General features: G+C 39.6%; 10 protein-coding genes. 9 read left to right on the forward strand and 1 reads right to left on the reverse strand.

Translation table 11 applies throughout. The annotated features are described in order from the left end of the window. Positions 1-180: 180 nt before the first annotated feature. The 9 genes from J8Z25_RS17215 (at position 181) to ilvN (ending at position 11,457) form a co-directional block, all read left to right on the forward strand. Positions 181-1,716 carry a GGDEF domain-containing protein gene (locus J8Z25_RS17215; RefSeq protein ID WP_130052650.1) on the forward strand — a complete coding sequence of 512 codons (1,536 nt, stop codon included), beginning with the start codon at positions 181-183 and terminating at the stop codon, positions 1,714-1,716. Between the two features lie 71 nt (positions 1,717-1,787). Next, the gene (gene ppnN, locus J8Z25_RS17220; protein WP_130052651.1) at positions 1,788-3,131 is read left to right on the forward strand and encodes a nucleotide 5'-monophosphate nucleosidase PpnN; all 1,344 of its coding nucleotides are present in this window, start codon (positions 1,788-1,790) and stop codon (positions 3,129-3,131) included. Between the two features lie 11 nt (positions 3,132-3,142). Further along, entirely contained in the window at positions 3,143-3,916 is a 774-nt protein-coding gene (gene xni / locus J8Z25_RS17225) for a flap endonuclease Xni (protein WP_250662176.1), read from the forward strand. A 71-nt stretch (positions 3,917-3,987) separates the two neighbouring features. Further along, a complete protein-coding gene (locus J8Z25_RS17230) occupies positions 3,988-4,371 on the forward strand; it encodes a DUF3192 domain-containing protein (protein ID WP_054563904.1) in 384 nt (127 codons plus the stop codon). Between the two features lie 18 nt (positions 4,372-4,389). Further along, positions 4,390-6,075, forward strand: coding sequence for a hypothetical protein (locus tag J8Z25_RS17235; RefSeq protein WP_250662177.1), 1,686 nt, complete (start codon positions 4,390-4,392; stop codon positions 6,073-6,075). Positions 6,076-6,290: 215 nt separating this feature from the next. Beyond that, positions 6,291-7,298, forward strand: a complete 1,008-nt coding sequence (locus J8Z25_RS17240; RefSeq protein ID WP_130052654.1) for an isocitrate dehydrogenase — start codon at positions 6,291-6,293, stop codon at positions 7,296-7,298. Positions 7,299-7,509: 211 nt separating this feature from the next. After that, positions 7,510-8,484 carry a transposase gene (locus tag J8Z25_RS17245; RefSeq protein WP_250662178.1) on the forward strand — a complete coding sequence of 325 codons (975 nt, stop codon included), beginning with the start codon at positions 7,510-7,512 and terminating at the stop codon, positions 8,482-8,484. 751 nt (positions 8,485-9,235) lie between these two features. Beyond that, the gene (locus J8Z25_RS17250) at positions 9,236-10,960 is read left to right on the forward strand and encodes an acetolactate synthase 3 large subunit (RefSeq protein ID WP_250662179.1); all 1,725 of its coding nucleotides are present in this window, start codon (positions 9,236-9,238) and stop codon (positions 10,958-10,960) included. Beyond that, complete coding sequence (gene ilvN, locus J8Z25_RS17255) at positions 10,960-11,457, forward strand: acetolactate synthase small subunit (protein ID WP_130052656.1); 498 nt, start codon at positions 10,960-10,962, stop codon at positions 11,455-11,457. The genes J8Z25_RS17250 and ilvN overlap by 1 nt, the downstream gene beginning before the upstream one ends. A gap of 82 nt (positions 11,458-11,539) precedes the next feature. On the opposite strand, the gene J8Z25_RS17260 is transcribed toward ilvN, so the two are convergent. Further along, complete coding sequence (locus J8Z25_RS17260) at positions 11,540-11,815, reverse strand: HU family DNA-binding protein (protein WP_036972004.1); 276 nt, start codon at positions 11,813-11,815, stop codon at positions 11,540-11,542. Positions 11,816-11,856 lie beyond the last annotated feature (41 nt).

An 11,856-nucleotide genomic window follows, 5' to 3' on the forward strand; every position in this document is an offset into this window, starting at 1 on the left:
AAATTGCAAAACAGACTAACAATTGCGAGAAAAAATGTGAATTAAAAACCGATAAACAACCATTGCAACAAGTTTGATAGACAAAATAGCTAAGTTTTTGACTTGGAAACTACATTTCGTATTAATTTGTTGTAAACTTATCGTATAGCAATTTTTGAAATTTGATGGCGGTATTACTTGGTGCAGCAACAGCATGATGTTCTTAATAAAAAGCTAAAGCAAGCGATCGACGCTCGTGCAGTGGTCGAAGATGCGCGCAAACATCAAGTTGAAGTCCTTTCTCAATTTGCAGCGAAACTATCACTCAGCTGTAAGGGACTAGACATTGAACTAGACAATCGATTGGCTAAATTTAGAAATGCGTTAAAAAAAGGTGTAAATTTCGATTTACTTTCACCGCTAATAGATGATGTGCTTGGCCTGTTAAAACACCAAGAAACTAAGCAAATGGCACTTCAACGCGAACTGAATGATAGTGTCACTGACGCTGGTAAGCAGCTACAAAAAGTGAGAGGTCTGCCTGATGATGCCCGTCGTTCGCTGCGTTATCTACTCGACCACGAATTAAATAATATTCAGTCTAATCATGACTTTGTTCCGTTACTCTCAAAGTTAGTGGTTATCTATCATCAAGCCCTACAAGCCAAACTTGCAACGACAAGCAAAACTGAAGCACAAATCAAACCTGAACTTGCCACGCAACTTTTATCTCTTGCTAATGACTTAGTGCTCGAGGAAGAAAGTGCCGAGCAAATAAATAGCATCAAAAGCAAAATCACCCATAATGATAGTGTTGACGACCTACTTGATTCTGCGCTGAATATAATTAGCATCGTTACACGCAATATGAGTAAAGAGCGGCAATCAGCTCAGAGCTTTTTGATCTCTTTAAATCAGACCATTGAAGATTTACATCATTCAATTGTTTCTACTAGTAAACACTCAGAATCTCTCAGCGCCGAATATGATACGCTGAATAAACAAATCGAAAACAAGATTAAAAACTTGCATACGCAAACACAGCAGGCTACATCTATTTCTTCGCTTAAAGAGCTAGTAGAAGAAGAGTTAAAATCATTAAGTGATGATTTAATCGCTAAAGAAAAGCTAGAACAAACGGAGCGCGAGAACTTACTTGCCAGCTTCAACGATATTAATAACCGTATTAGTCATTTAGAAAGCAAGCTTTCGACCTACAAGCAGCGCCTTAATGAACAACGCTTTAAGAGTTTACTGGATGGTCTAACGAAGTTACCAAATCGTTCTGCGTTCGATGAGCGGTTCAATCATGAGTTCAACTTATTTAATGTGCAGGAATCAGACATCACATTTGTAGTGATTGATGTTGACCACTTTAAATCAATCAATGACCAATATGGCCACAGTGCTGGTGATAAAACACTGCAAGTGATTGCTAAAGCATTACAAAAGTCAATTCGTAAATCAGACTTCATTGCCCGTTACGGGGGTGAAGAGTTTGTATTACTAATGAGTGGAATGGCGATTGAAAAAGCGACTGTGCCGCTAGAAAAGCTGCGCAAGACTATTCAAAGTATTCCGTTTAAATTCAAAGATAAGCAAGTAGAAATCACTATTTCTGCTGGTGCAACCCAGTTGAAAAAAGGTGATACCCCGCTAATTGCCTTTGACCGTGCCGACGAAGCATTATACAAAGCCAAGAACGAGGGACGAAATAAAGTTTGCATTAGCAAATAAAGGCCTCATCTAGTATGTGAGGTCTTTGACACATAATGATAAAGGCTCATTGACGAGCCGGGAGAGTGCTTATGTTAAAACAACTGAATCCAACAGGTGTACTGGATTTACTATCGCAACTAGAAGTTGATCTACTCGAACAATCATCCACCAGCGAGCGCTATAAATTATTTAGGAACTGTGTGCTTGCGGTTCTCAATGTGGGCAGCCACACCGATTCAAGCTTAGAAATTTACAATAAATACGAAGACTTTGATATTCGCTTATTAAGCCGAGAGCGTGGTATTAAAATTGAACTTGAAAACCCACCCGAATCCGCTTTTGTTGATGGCGAAATTATTACCGGTATTCATGAACATATTTTCTCGGTTATTCGCGATATTCTGTTTATTTGTCAAAAATATGAAAAAGACCTAACAGAACAAAAAGCCATCACTCATATGGTCTTTGATATGCTCAGAAACGCAGGCGCACTTAGAGTTAATAGTGACCCGAGTATGATCGTATGCTGGGGCGGTCATTCAATTAACGAGGTTGAATACAAATACACCAAACAGGTTGGCTATGAGCTTGGCCTCCGTGGATTAAATATTTGTACCGGCTGTGGCCCTGGTGCAATGAAAGGCCCAATGAAAGGTGCCACCATTGGCCACGCTAAACAGCGTATTACTAACAACCGTTATCTAGGTTTAACTGAACCAAGCATTATTGCCGCTGAACCACCTAACCCAATAGTAAATGAGTTGGTTATTTTGCCTGATATCGAAAAGCGTTTAGAGGCATTTATTCGCACCGCTCATGGCATTATTATCTTTCCAGGTGGTGCAGGTACCGCTGAAGAGTTGCTATACCTTTTAGGTATTCTGCTGCACCCAGATAACGAAAAACAATGTTTACCAGTAATCCTTACAGGCCCTAAAGAAAGTGAAAACTACTTTATTGAGCTGTGTAAATTCATCGAGAAAACATTAGGTAAAGCGGCACTTGATAAGTTTGAAGTGATAATCGACGATCCAGAGCGTGTTGGTAAAACATTAAAAGATAAAATGGTCGAGGTACGTGACTATCGTAAAAGCCAAGGTGATGCATATTACTTTAACTGGACGCTAAAAATCGATCATGATTTCCAACAACCGTTTGCACCGACTCATGCTAATATGTCGAGCTTAGATCTACATTTAGATCAACCAACTCAGCAATTAGCTGCTAATTTACGCCGTGCGTTTTCAGGCATCGTGGCTGGTAACGTTAAAGACGAAGGCTTACAAGCCATCAAACAGCATGGCCGCTTTGTGTTAAGTGGTGAGCCTGCACTTATGGCTGATATGGATAAACTACTGGCAGCATTTGTTGAGCAAGGCCGCATGAAGTTACCAGGCAGTAGATATATTCCTTGCTATGAGATCAAAGCTTAATAGGAGCCTATGTGACAACCCAATTACTTTTAATAGATGCGCTTAATCTTATTAGACGCATCTATGCTGTTGATAGTAATCAGAGTCATCACAGTGAAGAACATATGATAAAAGCAAGCTGTGCCCGAGTGGCACATGCTTGCAAAAAACTACGCCAGCAAACGAATGCTACTCACGCGATTGCAGTGTTTGATGGTGAAAAAAGCTGGCGTTATCACTATTTTGAAGCATATAAAAGCACTCGTTCACCGATGCCCGATACCCTCAAACAAAACTTATCACGCTTTAAACAAGCAATTGAAGAAACGGGCATTGTGATTTTCTCACCAGATAATGACGAAGCAGACGATATAATTGCTACCCTTGCTCATAAAGCTGCGACTAATAATGTACCTTCTACTATCGTCTCTACAGATAAAGGGTTTTTACCGTTTTTATCTGAGCAAATAGCTATATATGATTACTTTAAAAAGCAATATCTTGACGTTGAAGATATAAAGCAGCGTTTTAATGTACCCAAGCATCGGCTCGCTGATTTTTGGGCCTTAGCAGGTGATAAAACTAATGATATACCTGGGGTCAAAGGCATTGGTAACAAATCAGCGCAGCAACTTATAAATGATTATGAGTCGATTGAAGCAGCTATTAATGACGATGATTTAAACCCAACACTAAAACGTAAGCTTAGTGCTGGTATGAACATGTTCGTGATATCAAAAAACCTTGTCATGCTTCGTAGTGATATTAACTTAGGCTTTAGTTTAAAGCAGTTAAGGCTCAATTAGTCGCAATCTCGTAGCACAGTTTGCTAACTGGGCGTATACTGAAAATTCGCGTTAGTTTTATAGAGTTACACATGTTTAAAAAGGTTTTCCAATATCTGGTACTTGGGTTAGGTGTTTATGCACTGATAGCAACCCTAGTGATCACTTTTTATAAAGATGATCCGCAAGCTATGATTTGGCAAGACCGTGAAGCTTTTAATAAACGCTATATCGCGAAACTATCTATTGATAAGCCCGAAAACCTCAATGCTGTACTTGATTATTTAGGTAGCCCCGATCTAACCTATGCTAAACGAGTTGAGGACAATGTTTGGCAAATTATTTTTTATCGCACTCAGCATGTTAAATCTGATGGGATAACCACTATAGATGAATGCACAGGCCTACTTTTTAAAAATGGTCAGCTGGTATTATGGGGACCAAGTGCCTATGAAAGCTATCAACAAGAAACCTAACAGCTTATGATGGAAAACGTGACGCCACGAGAATTGGCACGCTTATTTGATAGTACGCACCAGTTACTCAAGCTTTATCATCAAAAGCAAAAATGGTCACAAATTTTCCCTATACTAAGTAATCTTGCCGAGCGGTATTATCTACTATATCAAGCCTGCCCAAAAGGCATGCAAGCGCAATTAAGTTTGTATGTTGCGAACTACGGCTACACGACCAATTTAGTCGTAAACCAATGTGTTATTGCCTGTACTTTATGCCACAGCCTTAACTACAACCAAGCAATTAGTGAACAGATAATTAGCTGTTGTTTAGCCAATTACCTATGTGTGCAATCACAAAGCAATAAATTAGCCGCAGGCCAAACACTCACAGCTCAAGATAAAAAGCTTTGGCAGTGTCGTCATCAATTAGCCGCAAAACTACTCAAAGACTCAGGCCCACATACGCTTTCTATTCAGCATTTATTAGCTCGTTTAAATAAATATAAACAAGCACTATTAAGCGCACCAAAAATTATGATTTACGATGGTGCAACAACCCTAGTAGCTCTAGCTAATATTATTGCTATGAATACGACTTATCGCGATTCGGGTGGTCATATTGGTATGCACAAAGCTATGGCTGATATCTACTTGCGCACTCCGAACGAGTTTGCTCAAAGTGCTATAAAAGCATTGATTGCTCATATTGGTCCTTATATTCCAGCAAGTGAAGTAAAGTACGCAGAGCAGGTGCTTATCTATTTAGCCACAGATGAACATGGCCGCCATATTTTAGTTGATGCCAGTTGCCCAGATAAAATTCGCTGGCACCGCTTTAAAGCAAACTTAACTATTTTTGACAAACAAAGACTTTGTAAAGATACTCGTTTGCTATACACCGTATGGTTTAGTGAAAACATTAATTTTGCCGAGCCACAGCCTTTAAATCAGCAACGTAGACAGCAATATTTAGAGCTAATTAGCACATTAAAAGTATCAAAAGAATACAGCTACCGTAGCTTAGATAAGCTTTTAAGCCCCTACCCTGAATTGATTACGCAGCTTACTGTTGCCGTTAAGCCCTATAATAAAGAGCAGCAAAGAGCTAAAGACTTACGCCATTGTTTATCTATGGTCGGATACGATAACGCCCCTGCGATTATTCAAAAAGTCTTATTTCAACGCTTAGTTGCAACCACCTCTCATCCGCTTTTTCAGCATATATCTAAGCGCCTTGAGAATATGGTGCGAATTATCCAGGCGCTATTTAAACACATCGACTCAATTCAATTTGAACAGGTTGCTTTGCCGTTATATGCCTATGTTTTGTTCCTTTGCGAGCATCAAGCAACTAGCCTTTCACGTAAAACCATTTTTGAACAAGCCGAAGAACAGATAATAAGCCCGCCACTGGCTTGTTTATTTGGTGTTAGTCAATTAAACCAAGAACCTCTGACGATGTATTTAAATCAGCTGATTGGCGACAATAGCTGGACTCAGCATTTACTAGGTAGTGAGCAACATAAAAAACAGCAACTTGATATCAACGAAAAGCATTGGGTCGCAATTAAGCTTTTTACTTATTATGTTTTCCAACCAAAAGCCCTGTTTAGTAGTTGGCAAGAGCAAATTATTTCCGATAGTTTATTGGCTGCTGGTTGGCAATCAAAAGCAGATTTTTATGCATATCTCAAAAACTGTGAATTTGCAGACAATTTTTAGAGTGTGTTGTTAAAAAGTGCGAAAACGTTAAATAAATATGAACTTTAGTCTGTTTATAGTCAGTATTCACAGGATAAACTGGCAAAAAGCTGAATAAATTGCTATAAAAGCCGCTTAAATTTTCAAACACATTCACGTAAACCTTCTAACAAGTAAATCGCATGCTATTTCGCGACGAGTTTACGTGTTTATCTACTCATAAATAGGAAAAGTAAATGGCTAAACAAACCATCACAGTGATCAAAGGCGACGGCATTGGTCCTAGCATTATTGATTCAGCACTTGAGATCCTTGAAGCTGCAGGTTGCGATTTTGATTATGAATTCGTTGATGCTGGCCTTGCTGCCCTAGAAAAAACTGGTGAGTTACTGCCGCAAGAAACAATCGACACAATCGCGCGTAACAAGATCACTTTAAAAGGCCCATTAACTACACCAGTTGGTGAAGGTTTCACTTCAATCAACGTAACTTTGCGTAAAAAGTTTGGCCTATATGCTAATGTTCGTCCTGTTAAATCATTCGCAGGTACACAAGCTCGTTACGACGATATCGACATCATCACTGTTCGTGAGAACACACAAGGTATGTATTCTGGCCTTGGTCAAGTAGTATCTGAAGATGGTAACGAAGCAGAAGCAATGTCTAAAATCACCCGTGAAGGTGCAGAAAAGATCGTAACTTTTGCATACGAGTTAGCGGTACGTGAAGGCCGTAAAAAAGTAACGGCTGTGCACAAAGCTAACATCCTTAAATCAACATCTGGTTTATTCTTAAAAGTTGCACGTGAAGTAGCTGAGCGTTACCCGCAAATCGAATCAACAGAAATGATTGTTGATGCAACATGTATGAAACTAGTTATGACTCCTGATGAGTTTGATGTAATTGTTACTACAAACTTATTTGGTGATATCTTATCTGACTTATGTGCTGGTCTTGTTGGTGGTCTTGGTATGGCCCCTGGTGCAAACATTGGTGAAGATGCAGCTATCTTCGAAGCCGTACACGGTAGTGCTCCAGACATCGCAGGCAAAAACCTTGCTAACCCAACTTCAGTAATCTTAGCATCTATCCAAATGCTTGAGCACTTAGGTATGGCTGACACTGCAGAGCGCATCCGCAGCGCAGTTGCTGATGTAATCAAAACAGGCGACCGCACTACGCGTGACCTAGGCGGCAGCCACGGCACTACAGACTTCACTCAAGCTGTAATTGAGCGTCTATAAGAGAACAATTGTTTAGGGCTTATGACAACATAACCCTTAACCCCCCTACCAAAAGCCAGTCTCAGACTGGCTTTTTATTACCTCTAATTAATCAGACACCCACTTTTATTTATCAAGATAAGAAAAGCAAAACAAGACACCCAACTTAATATTTCACATTCCTAAAAATTGTGCCTAAACTTAGATTGTTCAACTCATGGAGGAGAAGAGCATGGCAACCCCTCGTAGAAACTTAATTAGCGTTTCAAACACACCTTACTACCACTGTATTTCACGCTGCGTTCGTCGTGCTTATTTGTGTGGTCAAGACCCACTAACCGGTCGTTCTTATGAACACCGGCGCGAATGGGTAGAAAAAAAACTACTCAAACTCGGTCGAATATTTTGTATTGATGTTTGTGCCTATGCAGTTATGAGTAATCATACTCATTTGGTTCTACACATTGATATAGCAAAAGCTAAGCGTCTAAATAATAAAGCTATTCTGATTAGGTGGCACAAGTTATTTAAAAGCACTTTTCTTTGTCAACGATTCTTAAATGGCGAATTACTAACACAAGCAGAGCTTTCAGCGGTGAATATCAGAGTAAATATATATCGAGAAAGGCTCAGCAGTATTAGTTGGTTTATGCGTGTGCTTAATGAGAGCATTGCACGAAAGGCCAATCAAGAAGATGAGTGCAAAGGGCGATTTTGGGAAGGTCGCTTTAAATCGCAAGCCTTGCTAGATGAAGCCGCACTTGCAGCTTGCCTTGCTTACGTTGACTTAAACCCAGTAAGAGTAAAAGTAGCTGATTTACAAGAGCGATCTGATTATACAAGTATAAAAACACGCATTAAATCAGCTCAAAAAGACAAACAACCCAAATCATTGATGCGTTTTGCTAGTAAGCCACATAATCATATGTCTAAAGGCTTACCATTTGAGCTTAAAACATATTTGCAGCTCGTTGATTGGACTGGCCGCTCAATACAAAAGGGTAAACCCGGTGCAATACCTAAAGACGCACTACCTATCTTAGAACGATTAAATATCTGTGCTGACAACTGGCTTATACTCACCACCTCATTTACAAAATCATTCAAAAATGCAGCGGGTAAAGAGAGAGCTATCAATGCATATACAAATCGCATGAAGCGACAGCGAAGAAGCTCGATTACAAATAGTTTAGCTTTATTTGCTTAGTTGCATGTTAGGCATTGAGTTTCTATTTTATAAACTAAACTTCCTTGCAAACTGGAGGCGACCCCTTCTTTACAAGTAGAGTTACCCTGTACGCACAATTTAAAAAATAAAGCCATCATATTGGATTGCTTTTTTGAAGAGTCCCCATCAAATAGTACAAAACTTCTTAGTCTATATAATTTGTTGACCTCGACTTACATCTTACTAAATGACCGCTTGCTGTTAGAAATTAATTTGGGTGTCATGTTTTGAGATAATTTAAAGAAGCTTTTTATTAAAATGGATGTCTAAATAAATATCTCTTATAAAGTGGCTAAGTTATGCATTTCAGACATGAAAATGCATTATCTATTGGTAGAGTTATTAATTAACTACACGAACGATTCAATGCATAGTTACACCATCAAAATCAGGATAAACAAAATACAGATGCAAAAAAACCAACATAAAAATCAAATATGGAAAAATTAATTCAAAAATACTCTTTTGCGGTTGACATCAGTTTCTAAAACACTTAAAAATACTACTAACATTTTTTAAACAGCAAACATTTAGTCTGCTGTCTGTTTTTAGAAGAAATTAAGAATAATGAATATTCGCCGCCACCTTTTAGTCGTCAACGTTCTCGTACTGGTCTTAGTTACAAGCCCAGCGGGAGGCTATTAAAAGGTGAAAGCACGCTTTTTAAAAAACCCCCGCCTTATGCGGGGGTTTTTTTATGCATTTATGCTGCACAGATAGAGGAATGAGGATGAGTACAACTGAATATAATGGATCCGAACTAGTTGTTCGGGCACTTAAAGAATTGAATGTAAAGTATATTTTCGGCTATCCTGGCGGGTCTGTCCTTGATTTATATGATGCGTTATTTCAACAAGAAGATATTGAGCATATATTAGTACGCCACGAACAAGCTGCTACTCATATGGCTGATGGTTATGCCCGTGCGACTGGTGAAGTTGGTGTTGTACTTGCAACCTCAGGCCCAGGTGCAACAAACTGTGTTACAGGTATTGCTACTGCTTACATGGACTCTATTCCTATGGTGGTACTTTCAGGCCAAGTTCCTACAGGTTTAATCGGTGATGATGCATTCCAAGAGACTGATATCGTTGGTTGCTCTCGCCCTATCGTAAAGCACAGTTATAACTGTCGTAGCGCAAAAGATATTCCAACAATCTTAGCCAAAGCATTTTATTTAGCCAGTACAGGCCGCCCTGGTCCGGTTGTGGTTGAACTACCAAAAGATATGCTTAACCCTGAATTAAAGTTTTCGTTTGAGTTTCCAAAAACGACTGAGCTTAGAACTTATAACCCGAATACCAAGGGTCATTCAAAACAAATTCGTAAAGCTGTTAGCGCTATATTAGAAGCTAAAAAGCTGGTTATTTATTCAGGTGGCGGCATCATACTTTCAAACACCTCTGAGCAACTAACTCACTTGGTGGAATCATTAAACGCACCGATCACTAATACCTTGATGGGTCTGGGTGGCATCAGCGGTACGCACCCTAACTTTATTGGCATGTTAGGTATGCACGGTAGCCTTGAAGCAAATAAAGCCATGGCAAATGCTGATGTTATTTTAGCCTTAGGTGCTCGATTCGATGATCGGGTAACAAATAATGTTAAGAAATTCTGCCCAAATGCCACCATCGTTCATGTTGATGTTGACCCAACCTCAATATCTAAAACAATCAAAGCGCACATCCCAGTTGTTGGCTGCTTACAAACTGTACTTGAACAGTTACAAACGGCGATTGATAAAAGCTCTATTTCAATTGATCGTTCTGCACAAGAAGATTGGTGGCGTCAGATCATTAGCTGGCGTGAACAAAAATGCCTTAGCTACAGCACCGATGGCGATAAAATCAAACCACAAGCGGTTATCGAAGCAATCTACAAGGCAACCAATGGTGATGCTTACATCAGCTCTGATGTAGGTCAGCATCAAATGTTTGCAGCTCAGTATTATCCGTTTAAACACCCACGCCAATGGATTAACTCTGGTGGCTTAGGCACTATGGGCTTTGGTTTACCTGCGGCAATGGGCGTGAAGCTTGCTTTCCCTGAAAAAGAGTCAATCTGTGTGACTGGAGATGGTTCAATTCAAATGAACATCCAAGAACTATCAACCTGCTTGCAATACAATTTAGCAGTAAAAGTTGTGTCGTTGAATAACCGCTCTCTGGGCATGGTGCGTCAATGGCAAGATATGATGTATTCAGGTCGTCACTCATCTTCTTACATGGAATCACTTCCTGATTTCGTAAAATTAGTAGAAAGCTATGGTCATATAGGTATTCGCGTTGATCATATTGATGAGCTACAGCCTGCTATTGAAAAAGCTATGTCTATAAATGACAGGTTAGTATTTTTAGATATCTGTGTAGATGAGAAAGAACATGTTTACCCTATGCAAATCAAGCTAGGGGCAGTCGATGATATGTGGTTACGTAAAGGAGTAAAAGCATAATGCGCCGTATTTTATCAATCTTATTAGAAAACGAACCTGGCTCGTTATCGCGCATTGTAGGCTTATTTTCACAGCGCGCTTACAACATCGATAGCCTTACTGTTGGTACGACTGACGATCATTCTCTGTCGCGTATTACCATTACCACTATGGGTGATGATCGTATCGTTGAACAAATCACCAAGCAAGTGAACAAGTTAGTAGATGTCCTCAAGATTATTGATCTAACCGAAATGGCGCATATTGAACGTGAGCTGTTGCTAGTTAAAGTATTTGCCCAAGATGAGACAACTCGTGCAGCAGTAACTCGTGTTGCAGATGTATTTCAAGGTGCTATTTTAGATATGGGTCGCCACAGCTACACTCTGCAGCTTGTAGCGAGTACTGAAAAGATCGAATCTTTCCTTGATACCCTGCGTCATGAAACCGATATTATTGAGGTAGTGCGTTCAGGTGCAGTTGGCATTGGTCGTGGTGATAAAGCGTTAAAGGCGTAAGCCTTTTTCGCAGTAGCGATTAAATTACAGACACAAAAAAAGGGCTATAAGCCCTTTTTTCAATAAATAGTAAGTTACCCTATTAAGGATTAACTTGGTCTTTAAGACCTTTACCCGCTTTAAAGCTTGGGATAGTTGCTGCCGCAATTTGAATTTCTGCACCAGTTTGTGGGTTACGGCCAGTACGCGCTGCACGCTCTTTTACTGAGAAAGTACCGAAACCAACTAATGCTACTGAGTTACCTTCTTTAAGAGAGTTAGTAACTGCGCCAGTGAATGCATCTAGTGCACGAGTTGCTGCCGCTTTTGAGATTTCTGCATCAGTAGCAATTTTTTCAACTAATTGAGCTTTATTCATTGTTAGATTCCTATTCGTTATTATTTTGCCTTCGCAAAACC

The sequence above is a fragment of the Pseudoalteromonas sp. SCSIO 43101 genome (assembly GCF_023650775.1).
Classification (GTDB): Bacteria; Pseudomonadota; Gammaproteobacteria; order Enterobacterales; family Alteromonadaceae; genus Pseudoalteromonas; species Pseudoalteromonas apostichopi.

Excerpts from the sequence above, each read along its gene's own strand:
- ppnN (WP_130052651.1), top strand. The coding sequence starts at position 1,788 with ATGTTAAAACAACTGAATCCAACAGGTGTACTGGATTTACTATCGCAA.
- J8Z25_RS17230 (WP_054563904.1), top strand. The coding sequence starts at position 3,988 with ATGTTTAAAAAGGTTTTCCAATATCTGGTACTTGGGTTAGGTGTTTAT.
- J8Z25_RS17240 (WP_130052654.1), top strand. The coding sequence starts at position 6,291 with ATGGCTAAACAAACCATCACAGTGATCAAAGGCGACGGCATTGGTCCT.
- J8Z25_RS17245 (WP_250662178.1), top strand. The coding sequence starts at position 7,510 with ATGGCAACCCCTCGTAGAAACTTAATTAGCGTTTCAAACACACCTTAC.
- J8Z25_RS17250 (WP_250662179.1), top strand. The coding sequence starts at position 9,236 with ATGAGTACAACTGAATATAATGGATCCGAACTAGTTGTTCGGGCACTT.
- ilvN (WP_130052656.1), top strand. The coding sequence starts at position 10,960 with ATGCGCCGTATTTTATCAATCTTATTAGAAAACGAACCTGGCTCGTTA.
- J8Z25_RS17260 (WP_036972004.1), bottom strand. The coding sequence starts at position 11,815 with ATGAATAAAGCTCAATTAGTTGAAAAAATTGCTACTGATGCAGAAATC.